We start from the raw sequence: 14774 nt of genomic DNA, 5'->3' as shown, positions 1-14774 counted from the left end.
GACGACATGAGCATCGCATTCAAGCCGGACGAAACCTTCCGCGGCGACTACACCTACCGCAACTCGCCGGCGGCCATCCGCCGCTTCCCCTTCCCCTTCCATCAGGACCAGTACATGTACTCGGTCAACATGGAGCCGCACACCAAGGGGCCTGCAGGTTCGGTGTTCGAGAACGCCTTCGACATCGATGAGCACTACATCGCAGAAATGCGCGACCGCGCCATCACGCTGGAGCGCGACCCGGGCCGCTGCGTGTCGCTGCCGCACATGATGGACGCCGAGTGGGACACGCTGGAACTGATCATGGAATCGCTGTCGCGCGACTATCCGGACATGTTCACGCTGGCCAAGGACGGCGCGCGCTGGAGCTGGATCAACAGACCGCTGGGCATCGAGCAGACCTTCACCTTCGGCGACGCCGCCACCCTCCCCTGCCCGCCCTTCGAGTACATCACGCGGCAGTGCCAGGGTGACTTCGTCATCATGGACCAGCGCGACAACGACCTGTTCGCCGACGCCGGCATGATCACCTCGCAGGCCGACTGGTCGCTGATGTTCGACGCCGGCATGAGCTTCATGGAATGGCACGGTCCGGTGCCGCTGGCGCATGAGCTGGGCGTGTTCGAGCGCGCGCTGAAGTACCTGCTGATGCTGCAGCAGGGCCGACCGGTGCGCCGCCTGAACTGGACCATGACCATCAACCCGCGTCTCGACACCTCGCCGGAAACCTACCCCGAGTGGGGCCCGGACCGCGCCAGCGTCACGCCGGACAACGTCGGCGACAAGGTGCACCTGCGCGTCGAACTGCAGGCCCTGTTCCGCCTGCCACGCAGCAATGGCATGCTGTTCTCGATCCGCGGCTATCTGGCCAGCATGAACGAACTGGCCACCTACCCGCGCTGGGCCAAGCGTCTGCACCGTGTGCTGAGCACGCTGCCGAACGAGCTGGCCGAGTACAAGGGTCTGGTGCGCTACAAGCCGACCACGCTGGAATGGCTGTCGAAGTTCGACGACGGCGAAGTGCTGCCGGCCGGCACGCAACCCGAGTAAGCAGCGCCGCAGCGCGCTCGCGGCGGACATGGGGGGTGCCCGTGTCCGCCGTTTTCGTTGACGGGCCACGGCGTCGCCTGAATGCGTGCAGCAGCGCGTCGCCCCGCAGAATCGCGAGCAAGCTCGCTCCCACAAAACCCGTTGCAGCGAATCGGGCGTGCTTTTGTGGGAGCGGCCTTGGCCGCGATGCGGCTTGGACATGCCGCCATCTCCGATCCACGCCGACATCACGCCTCGAAGAGTCACGGCAGCCGGTGATCTGAGGCCCCGTCGCGGTCAGAAGACCGCTCCCACACTGTCATCGTGCGCCGCGCCCCCCCCCTATTTGAGGGTGTCGACACGCCATACAGCACTCCGGCCGTACACTTCCGTTCGCACGCAAATGATTGATTTGAATGCGAACAGTTCTCGGCTGGTGCGCATCTTGCTGCGGGGCGGGACTCATCCCTCAACCGCCCCAGGAGGTCACCATGCCGCGCGCCCTTGCCCGTCTTCCCGTGCTCACCCTGTTCGCCGCGCTGTCGTTCCAGGCCCATGCACTGACCCAGGTGCAATGGGTGACGCCATCGGAAAGCCAGATTGTCAGCGGTGGCGGTCTGCAGTCGGTGAACCTCGATGAAACGCCTTACGTGTCGGCGGGTGGCGTCACCTTCGTCGGCAAGGCGCAGGGCGACGATGCGACCGGCACGGTGCGTGTGTTCAGCGAAATCGACAGCCGCGGCGTCGGCGGCGTACCCGACCTGCTCATCGGCTCGGCTTTCGCCCAGAACACGAGCAGCGGCGTGCTCGTCGGCAGCCCGGGCAGCGGCCCGGTGGACGTCACCTTCGTATTCACCTTCGACGGCAGCTTCCACACCTACAGCGGCAACGTGTTCCACCAGCTTGTCGGCACGCTGACGCTGGGCGTGCCGTCGAGCACGGTGGCCTTCACCAACGTGAACTACCAGTCGCAACTGGTGTTCCGCACCGACCTGCTGGACGACACGGCCGTGCGCACCGAAAGCAAGGGCAACGTCACCTATTTCGAACCGGGTTTCGTCTACGTCGATGAGCCCTACGCCGGCGCCACGAGTACCGTCATCAACGACGACATGGACGACCTGATCGGCGAAATCCGGCTCACCGTCACGATGGACCCGGGTCAGAGCTTCGTGCTGGTGAACAACCTCAGCACCCAGGTCACGCCCGAACCGATCCATCCCGAAGCCGGCCCGCCGTTCGACTACAGCCAGTCCTGGGGCGCAGTCGATGGTTTCAACACCGGCCGGCTGAGCATCCTGCTGCCGCAGGGCTACACGCTCGAAGGCAATACCGGCCTGCTGACCGCCGCCGTTGCACCGCCGGTGCCCGAACCCGCCACCTGGGGGCTGATGGTCGCCGGTCTGGCAGTGCTCGGCGCGATCGCGCGCCGCCGCAGCGCCTGATCGACATCCTGCAACCTCCGCCGGTGAGGAAGAACCGGCCAGGTCGCGTCATGCCGGGGTGATGCGCAGCCGATGCAATATGGCTAACATGCGCATCGCCAGCGCGCCGTGACCGACATCCGGCGCTCCTTTCACACGCGATCCGGACCATCCCACTTTGCGCACCACACTCACTCTGCGGGAGGCAGGGATCGTTTCCCTTCTCTGCTTCGGCCTGCCGATCACCCTGTCGCTGCAATCCGCAGCCAGAGATTTTCCGGTGGAGGGCTTCAGCGACACGAGCATGCTCTGGACATGCATGTTCGAAGTTTCGGCCGCAATCGCCGCGTTCACCTACCTCCGATGGCAACAGCAGGATCTGCAGCCGGCGCTGCCCCGACCGACCCTGCGCGGCAGCCTCACCGGCGTTCTGCTGGCCCTCGTGGCATGGCTTGTGGTCGTGTTCGCCACCGAGCCCTTTGCCGGAAGCTCAGGCGCGGGTCACGTGCAGCAGATGATGTTCGCGTCGCAACCGTCGTCGGCTGTCATCGTGCTGACCGCCATGGTCAACGGCACCTTTGAAGAGGTGTTCCTGCTCGGCGTACTGACGCGCGGCCTGCGCGGATTCGGCCTGTCAGTCGCGATCGGCCTTCCGCTCCTGCTGCGCACGTCGTATCACCTTTACCAGGGTCCGGTCGGCATGCTGGCCGTCGCCCTCATCGGCCTGGCCTTCGCGCTGCACTTCGTACGCAGCGGCCAGCTGTGGCCGCCGGTGTTCGCGCACATGCTCTGGGACGTATTGCCCTTCTGCAACACCGACGTCTGACCGGCCCGCAGCGCTTACTGATCGGCCTTGCGCGGCAGCACCCAGTTCGGTCGCGGGAAGTGGCAGGTGTAGCCGTTCGGGAAATGCTCCAGATAGTCCTGGTGCTCCGGTTCGGCCTCCCAGAAATCGCCGACCGGTTCGACCTCGGTCACCACCTTGCCCGGCCAGATGCCGGACGCATCGACGTCGGCGATGGTATTCAGCGCCTCGTCGCGCTGCGCTTCGCTGGTCCAGTAGATGGCCGAGCGGTAGGACGGCCCGCGGTCGTTGCCCTGGCGGTTCGGCGTGCTCGGGTCGTGGATCTGGAAGAAGAACTCCAGCAGCCGGCGGTAACTCAGCACCGCCGGGTCGAACAGGATCTCGATCGCCTCGGCGTGCGTGCCATGATTGCGATAGGTCGCGTTGGGCACGTCGCCGCCGCTGTAACCGACGCGCGTCGAGACCACGCCAGGGATGCGGCGGATCAGCTGCTGCATGCCCCAGAAACAGCCGCCGGCAAGCACAGCGCGTTCGGTGCTCATCGCACGTCCTCCACCTGATCCAGATAGTCGCCATAACCTTCGGCCACCATGTTGTCGCGATGCACGAAGCGTAGCGACGCCGAATTGATGCAGTAGCGCAGCCCGCCGCGGTCGCGCGGGCCGTCCGGGAAGACGTGGCCGAGGTGGCTGTCGCCATGCGCCGAGCGCACTTCGGTACGGATCATGCCGAGCGAAGCATCGCGCAACTCGGTCACGTGCGCCGGCTCGATCGGCTTGGTGAAGCTGGGCCAGCCGCAACCGGACTCGAACTTGTCGCTCGAGGCGAACAGCGGCTCGCCGGACACGATGTCGACGTAGATGCCCGGTTCGTGGTTGTGCAGGTATTCGCCGGTGCCCGGATACTCGGTGCCGTTCTGCTGCGTAACGCGGTACTGCTCGGGCGTGAGGCGGGCGATCGCCTCGGGTGATTTCGTATAGGTCTTCATGCGTCCTCCTGTGGCGTCGTAGACCGCGCTCCCGCGGGCGCGTTCTGCGTTTCTTGTCATCGCCGAGGATAGCGCGAACGGCTCCGCTCATCGTGGGCCGGCATTCAGGGTCCGACGCCGTTCTGCCGCACCCGGTACAGACCGCTTCAAGGCGCCGTCGGAACATGCGGAGATGGCAGTGCGCCCTCCATGCGGAAGCGGCGCAAAGCCTCGCCCTGACGCAGCACGACCTCCTCGGCAACGACCGCCAGCCCCTGGCGCTCGAAGAATGGGCGCGCCGCCAGACTGGCCTCGGCAAAGACGCGCTCGGCGCCAGCGCGGCGGAGGTCCGCGCACGCCGCGCGGAAGAGTGCGGACGCCACGCCCCGGCGCGCATGCTGCGGCGCCGTGAACAGCAGATCGACGTGACCCTGATGCGTGTAGCCGATGAAACCGGCCACCTCATCACCGTCGCACGCGAGCCGGGCATGCAGACGCGACAGGCGGGCGCGCCAGGCATCCGGATCGGGCGGCAGCGGTGCCCAGGCGCAACACTGTTCGCGGGTATAGGCACGGCCCGCAAGATCGTGAACCGCCGCGGCAAACACCGCCATCAGCGCATCGAGGTCGGATTCAAGCGCTTCACGTATCCGCATTTCAAAAAGACTGATTCAGTTGGACCGTGCGGTCGGGCGGATCATGCATGACAGCCCCCTTCACGAAACGGCGGCGCAGGCGACCCGCGCAGCATCGCAGACTATTCGCGGCGCCCCTGCGCCGGCCACTCCGCAAAGGCGAACACCCACAACGCGATCACGTTGACGAAGGGGACGAGCAGCAGCAGTGAGAACGCGCCGTTGTACCCGGCCTTGCTGACGATGCGCCAGGCCGGAATGACGAAGATCACCAGAAAGGGCAGGAAGAACAGCCCGTGATTCATGCCAGGAAATCCCATGGAATGCTCCTCTCAAACGGCTGCTGCGTGCCCGCAGCGTGGCCGGCCAAGCATACGCCAGGCTCAGCGCTCACACTCGAGCGCCGCATGCAGCCAGCGGCCACCCCTGTCGACACAGGCATCGATCATGATTTCGCGTGCGACGAAGGGGGCGAGCGCCAGACCGGCCGCCACCGCGAGCAGAAGCCAGGCCAGCGTACCGATGCGCGGAAGGCGACCCAGCGCCCGGAACAGGCCGACCGCCGCCACAAAGGCGGCGAGCGACCAGAGGAACGAAGCGAGGGAACGTCGCTCCCAGCCCAGCTTGTGAGGTCCCGGCGGTCCGCCTGCGACCCAGGCGCTGAAGAAGGCGTCGTTCAGATACAGCAGGCCAACCACACCAAGGCCAAGCAGCGCTGCGCACCGCGCAATGCCGAGCATCACGCCCGTTGCAGACACGATCGAACGGTCTGCACCGTGCTCAGGACTCGGTGCGCTCATGTGCCGTGTTCGCCATCGAAACGGTGCTGAAAGTGCCCACGACAACACAAGCGATGGCATAGCCGATGCCGAGGCTCGCACTCGCCCTCACGGCAACACCGAGAGACGCCGCAGCGCCCTCGGCCACCGGCATCGCCATCCGGAGCGGGATATCCGCGAGCGACCAAAGCCCGATGGTCGCAAGCCAGGGCCAGAACGTCGTCGCGGCGAAATCGGAGCCACACGAGGGGCAACGGAAAGCGCGCTTCAGGCTCAGCCAGGACAGTCGTGCATTGCAGTGTGGGCAGCGCGCAGACATGAATGATCTCAACGTGGGACGGGCGGAAACCGTGCTGCCTCACCGCGCGACGGTCAGGCGCAACAGGAGCAACCGAGTGATCACGCTTTCATGCTTCCTCGTTCAATCCGTGTTCGGTCCCCATTGACTGCATGGGCTCTGTCCGGCCCCCTCTTTACGGATTCGGAGGACGTCCCGACGCCACGCAAGCGCGGAGTGCAGTCAACTTCAATCTCGCTGACCGTGGCACTCGCTGCCTCGGGCGCGGCCTGCTGAACTCCGCCGCCCAAAGGCGTTTGCGGGCACACCGGGACAGAGCGTCCGCTATTCGAGTCCAAGAATCGCCCCCACCAACTTTTCAATCAGCTCGACCAACCCGGCATCCATGTACCGGTACTCGTCCGGAATATCCAGGACGTGAATCGGCTTGTTTTCGAGAACTCGCCTGTACTCAGTCATTAGCCGGGACTTGTGCTTCTCTTCCATGACGAAGACCACATGAGCCCATGAAAGGTCGGCAGCGGTGACGGGGTGCCTCGCATTCGGGCTTGTTCCTCCAGACCTGACGGAGAGCGATGGATGCTTACGCCACACCTGCTCCGCCGTCGGACTTCGCCACTGGTTTCGGCTGCAAACAAACAGGACATTTGTTCGGACCGAAGCTTTCACGCTTGCTTCATGCGCTTGTTTCAAAGCTGAACCTCGATGACCCGCGGGTAGTCGATCCCAAGCTGCTTTGATCGGGCAAGCTTGGTTGACAGTTTCCGGTTCCTTGCACGCTTGAAGTCTTCGGGCATGGCTTGAAACGCCTGAGGTTTGAATTCACCGGCCGCCGGAGGCGGTCCGGTGGAATGAATTGTTAGGTGTCGGTGGTAACTTCATCCCACGGTAAGCCGTCATAGCCGATGACCCAGTTGATCGCATGATGCCTCTCTTGAATTATTCCGATATCGAGGTTTGCAGGCATAGGTTTTTTATTAATGCGAGCATCGCGCGCTTCCCAATGAGAATCCAGCAATTCGTTCGCCATTTCGAACAACTCATCATCTGAGCGGCGCTGTGCAGATGAAATGAACTCATTGACAGTCACATCCGCGAAGGGTGGCAAGACCCTCTGGAAGTTTCCCGCATCGCACTGCTCTGCCAGGCCCGGAAGTTCTTTAACGACACCGATCGACCAAAGGAGCATGAGCAATGCCTCGCTTCGCCAAGATGCGTTAATCCGCTGCCGCTCGGTCGGTTCCAAAGCAGAGACGAACTTCAGTTCTTCGGGTGAAAGCTCATCCCACAGCGATTCGCCACGTAACCACGTGAGAGTTGTCTCCTTGGGCGCGCCTAACGCGAGGCCAACAACTGCGAATAACGCGAGCGCGCGTCTGGCGATCTCAGACGCTTCGCGTACCTCGTCTTCGGGCAGTATTTCTTCGCTCTCCATGTGCATCGCGAAACCTAACGTTGAAGCTGAGCCGCGAGCGGCGGCTTGCCGACGCGAGTCGGCTCGAGCGACAGGTTAGGCGTCTCGTAGTTTTCCAAGAACTCTCACCAGGACTTGAATCTGCGCATCAATCACAGTCGTAGGTAGGGTGGTCAAAGCCTTCTTGGCTTCGGCTCTATGAAGCAACTCAGCAATAAAGGACTCTGCTTCGTTCTGGTGTTTTCGCAGCCCCGCGATTTGAGCGAGCGAGCTGTCTAGCTGACTGGACAACTGCCCGATTATGAGAAGCAGATCTTCCGACAAGTAAGCCGAACGTACCCAGGCAGCAGATTGCCCGCAGATCGCTGAAGGAACATCGTCGTACTCGGCCCATAGCTCAATCTTCTGAGGCGATACCTCAAGGTCCACCAATGGCTCCTCGACAAAGCGCCCCAGAAACTTCTCCGCTTCAGAAGCATTGGCTGGCCCATCTACACTGAGGGTAACGACTGGGTCAACGATCCCGGCGTGGAAGTAGTCTGGGACAAATCGGGCCTCCACGCGACCTTCAGCAACCTTGAGATCGCGAAGGATGTACCAAGTCTCGAGGGAAACTTTCATGGCAAACCGCCAGACGCCTAACGTGATGTAGACATCAAAATTGATGGATATTCCAGAAGCCTGCGTGATATTCCAGCGGACACCGCAGCTGATTCCTTACTGTTTTCATCGCGTTACTGCCGCAGTCCGTTTATCGGAGCCTCTCATCTGCGGTGTTACACGGCAATCGACCTTTCGACCGACGCAGATCGCTGTACGCCATCGCCCCAGCGACCCGCGATAATGGTGGGCTCGCCCTCGCCGCCCCGCCATGTCCGCCCCACCCGCCTTCCGTCTGACCGACGTCCCGCGCGCGATCGCCTTCTTTCTTGAAGCCGACCGCCGCCGCTACCTGTTCTTCATCTGCGTGCTGGGCGTGGTGCAGTTCTACCCGATGCTGCCGCCCTACCTGATCGGGCGGGTGGCGGATTTCCTGCTCGGCTGGCAGCGCGGTGACAGCCTCACGCCGCTGTACACGCTGGTGGCCACGCTGGGCGTGGCGCATGCCTGCGTGGCGCTGGTGCGGCTGTCGACCAAGCGGGTGATCGGGCGCATGGCCATCGATGCGCGCATGCGCGCCAAGGTGTGGGGTTTCGAGCGGCTGCTCGATTTTTCGCTGTCCTGGCACCAGAAGGAAAGCACCGGCAACAAGGCGCAGCGGGTGATCACTGGAGCAGACGCGGTGCGCGACTGGACCAGCGAACTGGTTAATGCGCTGCTCACCGCCAGCGGCGCCTTCTTCGGCGCGCTGATCGCCTGCATGCTGCTGCATCCGGCGACGGTGTTCTTCTTCCTCTACTACTGCGGCGTGCTCGGCTTCATCGAGTGGTATTTCTACCGCCGCATCGCGCGGCTGTCGGACCAGATCAACGCGTCGATGGAGAACGCCAGCGGCAGCTTCGTCGAAAGCGCGGCCAACATCCTGTCGGTGAAGGCGATGAACGCAGGCGCCGACATGACGGCCCGCGTGGCCGACCGCGAACGCGCGGCGCGCGACTTCGCCTACCGCCGGCTGCGCCTCACCAATACGAAGTGGATGCTGTTCCAGCTGCACACCGCGCTGGCCTGGGCGATCTACATCTTCGGCGTGGCCTGGGGCGTGATGGAGGGCGGGCTGTCGGTCGGCCTGGTGCTCACCTACAGCGCCTACTTCAACACGCTGCGCGAAGCGTCGATGGACATGACCGACCGCGTGCAGACGATGATCGAACGCACCTCGAACCTCGGCCGCATGATGCCGCTCTTCGCGCCGCAGCCCAGCCAGCACGGCACGCAGGACTGGCCGGCCGACTGGCGCGCGCTGCAGGCGGAAGCACTCACCTTCGCGCACGACGGCCGTCGCGTGCTCGGGCCGCTGGACTTCCGCATCGCGCGCGGCGAGCACGTCGGCATCGCCGGGCGCTCGGGTTCGGGCAAGAGCACGCTGGTGAAGCTGCTGCTGGCGCTCTACCCGCCGGAATCGGGCCGCCTCACTGTCGATGGCGTGCCGCTGGCTGACATCCGGCACGAGGCGCTGCTGCACCAGATCGCGGTGGTGCCGCAGGAAACCGAACTGTTCAGCCTGTCGCTGCTGGAGAACCTGACGCTGGGCCGCGAGGTGAGCATGGTGGACGTGCTGCGCGCCTGCCGCATCGCCCAGCTCGACGACGTGATCGCGCTGCTGCCCGAGGGCCTGGACAGCCCGGTCGGCGAGAAGGGGCACAGCCTGTCCGGCGGCCAGCGACAGCGCGTCGGCATCGCGCGCGCGGTGCTGCGCGACGCACCGGTGCTGCTGCTGGACGAGGCGACGTCGGCACTCGACGCCGACACCGAGGCGCGCGTGATCGACGCGCTGATGAGCGAGCACGCGCCCGGACGCACCGTCATCCTGATCGCGCACCGCCCGCGCGCCTTCGAGCGCATGGGCCGCGTGCTGACGATGGACGCTGGCCGCCTGACCGGTGACGGTGCATTCCATGCGCATGCTCCGGCGCCGGCATAGTTCCTGTGGACAGCGCCGACTACCCCCTATGCGGTATTGCGCCGGCACCGCCGCGGCGCAATCCTTCGGTCCGTGGGCGCGGTGTTCCGACTGTGCCGTCAGAGGGAAAACTGCACTGACCTCCATGCGGCAACGCGGTGCTTCGCGACGCTGCGCCCACGACCCGCAACAACATCCGTACATGGGAAGAAGATGAACGCCCCGTCGATGAAGCCGCCGAGCATGTTCCAGCAGATCGGCGGCGAAGAGCCGCTGCGCCGGCTGGTCAATGCCTTCTACGACATCGTCGAAACCCACCCGGACGGTGAGCCGGTACACAAGCTGCACCAGGAAGGTTTCGGCGTCGCCCACCTGCGCGAGGCGCAGTTCGAGTTCCTGTGCGGCTTCCTCGGCGGCCCACGCTACTACGCCGAACGCATGGGCCACTCGAATCTGCGGCAGATGCATGCGCACGTCGCCATCGGCCAGGCGGAAGTCGTGTCCTGGCTGCGCTGCATGGTGCATGCGATCGAGGCAACGGGCATCCCGACCGACGTCGGTGTGCGGCTGATGCAGCACTTCACCCGCGCCGCCGAGGCGCTGAAGAACCGCGACTGACCGCGCAGCGGACCCTGCTCCGGGGGCCCGAAGCCCGCGGTAGGAGCGGTCTTCCGACCGCGACACGGCCGCCGCAGTCCGCCGGCTCCGATACAAGCCGCTGTCGGGGTCAGAAGACCCCTCCCACAAAGCTCCGGCTCTAGCTCGGGCCGCGGGTCAGACGCAACCTCTGTGGGAGCGGCTTTGGCCGCGACACGGCCGCTGCAGATCGCTGGCTTCGATACAAGCCGCGGTCGGGGTCAGAAGACCCCTCCCACAGAACCCGCGTTCCGGCCCCGCCGGCGGAGGTCTGGCGCACATCTCCCTGCGAGAGCGACACGAGCACCGAGATCGCGCCGCCTCGAATCGCCCGCCAAAGCCGGAATCAGGACACCGCCCTTGCTGCGCCGCGGCCCGTGCGTGAACGAAAAAGGGGCTGCCTCGGCAGCCCCCTGAAGCGAGCGCCGGAGCGCTCAGGTGTTGCGACGGCGCGCGAACGCCAGACCGGCCAGGCCAAGGCCCAGCAGGCCGAGCACGCCCGGCTCCGGGATGGCCGTCGCTTCTTGGAAGGTGGTCGACAGCCGCAGGTTGTCGATCAGGATGCGGTCGCCGCTGTCGAGGTTGGCGAGACGGATGCCCACGCGATCGATCGCCGAAATGCCGGCGTTGCCGGTGAAGCTCGCGTCCGGCGACAGGAAGTCGTCGACGGTCGGGTTCAGCCACAGGTCGAAGTTCGTGTAGTTGCCAGCCGCATTGCGGTACAGGTGGCCGACGACGAGATAGGTGTCGAGCACGTCGAGATTGCTGTCCGGCGCATAGCTGCCATTGGTGCCCGTGGTGCGGGCGAAGATGTCGTTGGTGGCGCTGCTGCTGTCCTGATTGCCCTTGATGCCGATGTTCGGGCGATTGCTGCCGCCGTTGTTGGTGCCCAGATCCAGCCACAGGCCCATGAAGTCGTTGCGGTCGATCGAGCTGCCGCGGTCGGCCTGCAGCAGGAAGCTCACGAACAGGCTGTCGCCGCTGAAGGACGAAGCCAGCGTGCGCACGGCGGCGTTGCTTGCATTGCCGGTCAGGGCCAGCGCACGATTGCCGGACAGGTTGGCGGCCGGATCGACGACGTTGGCGTTGCCGGTCGCGCTCCACGCGCCGCCCCAGCCCGAGCCGCCGTTGGCGCCGTTCAGCGCGCCGGTCGAGTAGGACTGGAAGCCGTCCTGGGCAATCACGGCTGCGCCGGCATGCGACGCAACAAGCGCCAGTGACAGAGCCGCGGCACCGCGTGCGATCAGATTCAGGAAATGAGTCGGGAAGGTCATCGCTTGTCTCGTTTAATGTTGTCGTGTCGGCAGGCAGATGCGCTCGGGCGTTTCCGGCCTGCATGGGCGCCGTTCGGCGCGTGACGGCGCTTTCAGCAACCGCTGTGCCAGAAACCCGGAAATGCTTTCGCGTCAATGTCTTGTGATTGTCACAATGTGTGCGCGAACGATTCGCACCCATGCTGTAAAGCGCACCGACAGCCACCTCAACCGATACACTGCACGCCGTTTCCGGCGCCCGGCCGCTCTGCACACCGGCAGTCGGTGGCCGCCGGAACGCCCACACCACGATGAACCAGACCACCCCACTGCCGCTCTCTTCCGCGCGTGTCACGCCGCCCACGCTCAGCGTCGTGGTGCCGGCCTATAACGAGGCCGGCGCGCTCGCCAGCACGCTGGACATGATTTCGCGCCACCTGGCCGCGCTGGTGCCGCACTATGAAATCGTCGTCGTCGACGACGGCAGCCGCGACGCCACCGCGCAGATCGCCGCCGACTGCACACAGCGTCTGCCGGTGACGCTGGTGCGCTTCTCGCGCAATTTCGGCAAGGAGGCCGCGATCTCGGCCGGCCTGCAGCACGCGCGCGGCGACGTGGTGGTGTGCATGGACGCCGACGGCCAGCACTCGGCCGACCTGCTCGGAACCATGCTGACGCACTGGCGCGAGGGCTGGGACATGGTCTATGCGGTGCGCGCCGACCGCGCGCAGCAAGGGCTGTTCAACCAGATCGGTTCAAAACTGTTCTACCGCATGATGAATATGGGTGGCCGGCTGGACATTCCGCCGAATGCCGGCGACTTCCGGCTGATGGACCGCCGCGTGGTCGACGCCCTGCTCGCGCTGCCCGAACGCCAGCGCTTCATGAAGGGCATGTACGCCTGGGTCGGTTTCCGCTCGATCGGCATTCCCTACACGCCGCTGCCGCGCGCCGCCGGCGAAACCTCCTTCAACCGGCTCAACCTGATGCGTCTGGCGTGGACCGGGCTGACCAGCTTTTCCGTGCTGCCGCTGCGCATGGCCAGCCTGATCGGGCTGCTGCTGTCGTCGATCGCGTTCGCCTACGGCCTGTACATCGTGGTCGAGAAGATGCTGCTCGGCGTCGACGTGCCGGGCTGGCCGACCGTGGTGGTGAGCATCATGTTCTTCTCCGGCGTGCAGTTGCTGTTCATCGGCGTCCTCGGCGAATACCTCGCCCGCGTGTACGAGGAGGTGAAAGGCCGGCCCCCCTATGTGGTTGCCGAGATCGTGCGCAGCGGGGACGAGCGCTGATGCGGGCGTCGGTACTGCTGTTCCTAATCGTTGGCGGCTGCGCGGCGGCGACACACTATCTGGTCACGCTGGGCGTGGACTGGGCGACCGGCATCGACCCCGCCTGGTCCAATCTGGTCGGCTTCGTGTGCGCCTTCCCGGTGAGCTACCTCGGCCACCGCAATCTGTCCTTCGCCGGCACGCAGGCGCCGCACCGGCAGGCGCTGCCGCGGTTGCTGGCGGTGTCCTGTACCGCCTTCGTCGGCAACCAGCTGATGCTCGCCGCACTGCTGCGCTTCACGCCGCTGCCGCTGTGGGTCGCGCTGGCCATCGTGCTGGTGTTCGTCGCGCTGAGCACCTGGCTGCTCGGCCGCTACTGGGCGTTCGCGCACTCCCCGGCGTGAAAACGGTGTTTCTCACCGCCGACGACTACGGCTACAACGCCGCGGTCGACGACGCCATCCTGGCGCTGATGGCGGACGGCCGGCTGTCCGGTGCCGGCTGCATGACGCGCGCGCCGGGCTGGCCGGCGGCGGCGTCGCGCATCGGTGCCGCGGGCAGCTTCGGCCTGCACCTCGACTTCACCGAATTCAGCCCGCTGCGCCGCGGCCTGTGGCCGCTGATCGGCGCCAGCCTCGCGCACCGGCTCGATGCGTCCGCACTGCGCGACGAAATCGCCACCCAGTGCGCACTGTTCGAGGACGCCACCGGCCGTGCGCCGGCCTATGTGGACGGCCACCAGCACGTGCACCAGCTGCCGCAGATCCGCGACGCGCTGATCGAGGTGCTGGTCGCGCGCTACGCCGGCCGCCTGCCCTGGCTGCGCATCAGCGGCGCGCGCATCGGCGACGGCGCCAAGCCGTTGTTCATCGCCGCACTCGGCGCCGCCGCACTGGAGCGCCTCGCCTTCACCGCGCGCATCCGTGCGATGCCGCGCCTGCTCGGCGCCTATGGTTTCGACGGCGACGCCACCGGCTACCGTCAGCGACTTTCCGGCTGGCTGGGCAACGCCGCCGACGGCGACGCGGTAATGGTGCACCCGGCCACGCAAGCGCTCGCGGGCGACCCGATCGGCGCCGCGCGGGTGCGCGAATACGGCGTGCTCGCCTCCGACACGCTACCGGCCCTGCTTGCCGCCAACGCCGTGGAGCTGGGCGCGCTGGGCGGCTGAAACCCGGGACGGCGCCTGACGCGTAGTCGGAGCGACGAATCTGTGGGAGGGGCCTTCTGACCCCGACAGCAGCCTCGATCGAAGCCGGCGGACGACGACGGCCGCGTCGCGGCCAAGGCCGCTCCTACAGGATGAGCGCCCGACCCACGGCCGGGGCCCGGATTCTGTGGGAGGGGTCTTCTGACCCCGACGGCAGCCTCGATCGAAGCCGGCAGACCGCGACGGCCGCGTCGCGGCCAAGGCTGCTCCTACAGGGTGAGCGCCCGATCCACGGCCGGCGCCCGGATTCTGTGGGAGGGGTCTTCTGACCCCGACGGCCACCTGTATCGAAGCCTGCGGACCGCGACGGCCGCGTCGCGGCCAAGGCTGCTCCTACAGGGTGAGCGCCCGATCCACGGCCGGCGCCCGGATTCTGTGGGAGGGGTCTTCTGACCCCGACAGCCACCTGTATCGAAGCCTGCGGACCGCGACGGCCGCGTCGCGGCCAAGGCCGCTCCTTGTATTGTCTTTACCTCCCGAGGGGCACCTCGGG

The 14774-nt window shown here is 65.7% G+C and carries 18 protein-coding genes; 9 read left to right on the top strand and 9 right to left on the bottom strand.

What is annotated here, in order from left to right:
- The first annotated feature begins 6 nt into the window (after positions 1-6).
- From IV112_RS12840 to IV112_RS12830, 3 genes are all read left to right on the top strand, one after another.
- Positions 7-1050: a heme-dependent oxidative N-demethylase family protein gene (locus tag IV112_RS12840; RefSeq protein ID WP_304003890.1), complete on the top strand. Its 1044-nt coding sequence runs from the start codon at positions 7-9 to the stop codon at positions 1048-1050.
- 470 nt (positions 1051-1520) lie between these two features.
- Complete coding sequence (locus IV112_RS12835) at positions 1521-2474, top strand: PEP-CTERM sorting domain-containing protein (protein WP_304003888.1); 954 nt, start codon at positions 1521-1523, stop codon at positions 2472-2474.
- A gap of 157 nt (positions 2475-2631) precedes the next feature.
- Positions 2632-3279: a CPBP family intramembrane glutamic endopeptidase gene (locus IV112_RS12830; RefSeq protein WP_304003886.1), complete on the top strand. Its 648-nt coding sequence runs from the start codon at positions 2632-2634 to the stop codon at positions 3277-3279.
- A gap of 14 nt (positions 3280-3293) precedes the next feature.
- Here the strand turns inward: IV112_RS12830 and msrA are convergent, their stop codons facing one another.
- The 6 genes from msrA to IV112_RS12800 all read right to left on the bottom strand — a co-directional run bounded on the left by msrA (position 3294) and on the right by IV112_RS12800 (position 5958).
- Complete coding sequence (gene msrA / locus IV112_RS12825; RefSeq protein ID WP_304003885.1) at positions 3294-3800, bottom strand: peptide-methionine (S)-S-oxide reductase MsrA; 507 nt, start codon at positions 3798-3800, stop codon at positions 3294-3296.
- Complete coding sequence (gene msrB / locus IV112_RS12820; RefSeq protein ID WP_304003883.1) at positions 3797-4246, bottom strand: peptide-methionine (R)-S-oxide reductase MsrB; 450 nt, start codon at positions 4244-4246, stop codon at positions 3797-3799. The genes msrA and msrB overlap by 4 nt, the downstream gene beginning before the upstream one ends.
- Before the next feature lie 146 nt (positions 4247-4392).
- Positions 4393-4839 carry a GNAT family N-acetyltransferase gene (locus IV112_RS12815; RefSeq protein WP_304003882.1) on the bottom strand — a complete coding sequence of 149 codons (447 nt, stop codon included), beginning with the start codon at positions 4837-4839 and terminating at the stop codon, positions 4393-4395.
- A gap of 143 nt (positions 4840-4982) precedes the next feature.
- Positions 4983-5180: a hypothetical protein gene (locus tag IV112_RS12810; RefSeq protein ID WP_029143498.1), complete on the bottom strand. Its 198-nt coding sequence runs from the start codon at positions 5178-5180 to the stop codon at positions 4983-4985.
- A gap of 63 nt (positions 5181-5243) precedes the next feature.
- Entirely contained in the window at positions 5244-5660 is a 417-nt protein-coding gene (locus IV112_RS12805) for a hypothetical protein (protein WP_304003880.1), read from the bottom strand.
- Positions 5641-5958: a hypothetical protein gene (locus tag IV112_RS12800; RefSeq protein ID WP_304003878.1), complete on the bottom strand. Its 318-nt coding sequence runs from the start codon at positions 5956-5958 to the stop codon at positions 5641-5643. Before IV112_RS12800 ends, IV112_RS12805 begins: the two co-directional genes overlap by 20 nt.
- Positions 5959-6512: 554 nt before the next feature.
- On the opposite strand from IV112_RS12800, the gene IV112_RS12795 reads away from it, so the two are divergent.
- On the top strand, positions 6513-6677 hold the full coding sequence (locus IV112_RS12795) for a hypothetical protein (protein WP_304003877.1): 165 nt from the start codon (positions 6513-6515) through the stop codon (positions 6675-6677).
- A gap of 119 nt (positions 6678-6796) precedes the next feature.
- Here IV112_RS12795 and IV112_RS12790 read toward each other — a convergent pair whose 3' ends face one another.
- Together IV112_RS12790 and IV112_RS12785 are read right to left on the bottom strand one after the other, a co-directional pair.
- Positions 6797-7372 carry a DUF4272 domain-containing protein gene (locus IV112_RS12790; protein ID WP_304003876.1) on the bottom strand — a complete coding sequence of 192 codons (576 nt, stop codon included), beginning with the start codon at positions 7370-7372 and terminating at the stop codon, positions 6797-6799.
- A gap of 75 nt (positions 7373-7447) precedes the next feature.
- Positions 7448-7972, bottom strand: a complete 525-nt coding sequence (locus IV112_RS12785) for a hypothetical protein (RefSeq protein WP_304003874.1) — start codon at positions 7970-7972, stop codon at positions 7448-7450.
- A gap of 250 nt (positions 7973-8222) precedes the next feature.
- On the opposite strand from IV112_RS12785, the gene IV112_RS12780 reads away from it, so the two are divergent.
- A complete protein-coding gene (locus IV112_RS12780; protein WP_304003872.1) occupies positions 8223-9932 on the top strand; it encodes an ABC transporter ATP-binding protein in 1710 nt (569 codons plus the stop codon).
- A 192-nt stretch (positions 9933-10124) separates the two neighbouring features.
- Positions 10125-10529, top strand: a complete 405-nt coding sequence (locus tag IV112_RS12775; RefSeq protein WP_029143495.1) for a group II truncated hemoglobin — start codon at positions 10125-10127, stop codon at positions 10527-10529.
- Between the two features lie 452 nt (positions 10530-10981).
- Here IV112_RS12775 and IV112_RS12770 read toward each other — a convergent pair whose 3' ends face one another.
- A complete protein-coding gene (locus IV112_RS12770) occupies positions 10982-11821 on the bottom strand; it encodes a PEP-CTERM sorting domain-containing protein (RefSeq protein WP_304003868.1) in 840 nt (279 codons plus the stop codon).
- A 290-nt stretch (positions 11822-12111) separates the two neighbouring features.
- Between IV112_RS12770 and IV112_RS12765 the strand changes: the two genes are divergently transcribed.
- Genes IV112_RS12765 through IV112_RS12755 form a run of 3 tightly spaced genes read left to right on the top strand, consistent with a single transcriptional unit; the run spans position 12112 to position 14242 of the window.
- Positions 12112-13092 (top strand): glycosyltransferase family 2 protein, encoded by a 981-nt coding sequence (locus IV112_RS12765; protein ID WP_304003866.1) that lies wholly within the window; start codon positions 12112-12114, stop codon positions 13090-13092.
- Positions 13092-13475, top strand: a complete 384-nt coding sequence (locus IV112_RS12760; protein WP_296808428.1) for a GtrA family protein — start codon at positions 13092-13094, stop codon at positions 13473-13475. Before IV112_RS12765 ends, IV112_RS12760 begins: the two co-directional genes overlap by 1 nt.
- Positions 13472-14242: a ChbG/HpnK family deacetylase gene (locus IV112_RS12755; RefSeq protein ID WP_304003861.1), complete on the top strand. Its 771-nt coding sequence runs from the start codon at positions 13472-13474 to the stop codon at positions 14240-14242. The genes IV112_RS12760 and IV112_RS12755 overlap by 4 nt, the downstream gene beginning before the upstream one ends.
- Positions 14243-14774 lie beyond the last annotated feature (532 nt).

The organism is Methyloversatilis discipulorum, assembly GCF_018780585.1.
GTDB lineage: Bacteria > Pseudomonadota > Gammaproteobacteria > Burkholderiales > Rhodocyclaceae > Methyloversatilis > Methyloversatilis discipulorum_B.
Note: the sequence above shows the minus strand (reverse complement) of the source record. Positions and strands in the feature narration are given on the sequence as shown.

Excerpts from the sequence above, each read along its gene's own strand:
- IV112_RS12840 (WP_304003890.1), top strand. The coding sequence starts at position 7 with ATGAGCATCGCATTCAAGCCGGACGAAACCTTCCGCGGCGACTACACC.
- IV112_RS12835 (WP_304003888.1), top strand. The coding sequence starts at position 1,521 with ATGCCGCGCGCCCTTGCCCGTCTTCCCGTGCTCACCCTGTTCGCCGCG.
- msrA (WP_304003885.1), bottom strand. The coding sequence starts at position 3,800 with ATGAGCACCGAACGCGCTGTGCTTGCCGGCGGCTGTTTCTGGGGCATG.
- msrB (WP_304003883.1), bottom strand. The coding sequence starts at position 4,246 with ATGAAGACCTATACGAAATCACCCGAGGCGATCGCCCGCCTCACGCCC.
- IV112_RS12815 (WP_304003882.1), bottom strand. The coding sequence starts at position 4,839 with ATGGCGGTGTTTGCCGCGGCGGTTCACGATCTTGCGGGCCGTGCCTAT.
- IV112_RS12810 (WP_029143498.1), bottom strand. The coding sequence starts at position 5,180 with ATGGGATTTCCTGGCATGAATCACGGGCTGTTCTTCCTGCCCTTTCTG.
- IV112_RS12805 (WP_304003880.1), bottom strand. The coding sequence starts at position 5,660 with ATGAGCGCACCGAGTCCTGAGCACGGTGCAGACCGTTCGATCGTGTCT.
- IV112_RS12800 (WP_304003878.1), bottom strand. The coding sequence starts at position 5,958 with ATGTCTGCGCGCTGCCCACACTGCAATGCACGACTGTCCTGGCTGAGC.
- IV112_RS12795 (WP_304003877.1), top strand. The coding sequence starts at position 6,513 with ATGGATGCTTACGCCACACCTGCTCCGCCGTCGGACTTCGCCACTGGT.
- IV112_RS12790 (WP_304003876.1), bottom strand. The coding sequence starts at position 7,372 with ATGGAGAGCGAAGAAATACTGCCCGAAGACGAGGTACGCGAAGCGTCT.
- IV112_RS12785 (WP_304003874.1), bottom strand. The coding sequence starts at position 7,972 with ATGAAAGTTTCCCTCGAGACTTGGTACATCCTTCGCGATCTCAAGGTT.
- IV112_RS12780 (WP_304003872.1), top strand. The coding sequence starts at position 8,223 with ATGTCCGCCCCACCCGCCTTCCGTCTGACCGACGTCCCGCGCGCGATC.
- IV112_RS12775 (WP_029143495.1), top strand. The coding sequence starts at position 10,125 with ATGAACGCCCCGTCGATGAAGCCGCCGAGCATGTTCCAGCAGATCGGC.
- IV112_RS12770 (WP_304003868.1), bottom strand. The coding sequence starts at position 11,821 with ATGACCTTCCCGACTCATTTCCTGAATCTGATCGCACGCGGTGCCGCG.
- IV112_RS12765 (WP_304003866.1), top strand. The coding sequence starts at position 12,112 with ATGAACCAGACCACCCCACTGCCGCTCTCTTCCGCGCGTGTCACGCCG.
- IV112_RS12760 (WP_296808428.1), top strand. The coding sequence starts at position 13,092 with ATGCGGGCGTCGGTACTGCTGTTCCTAATCGTTGGCGGCTGCGCGGCG.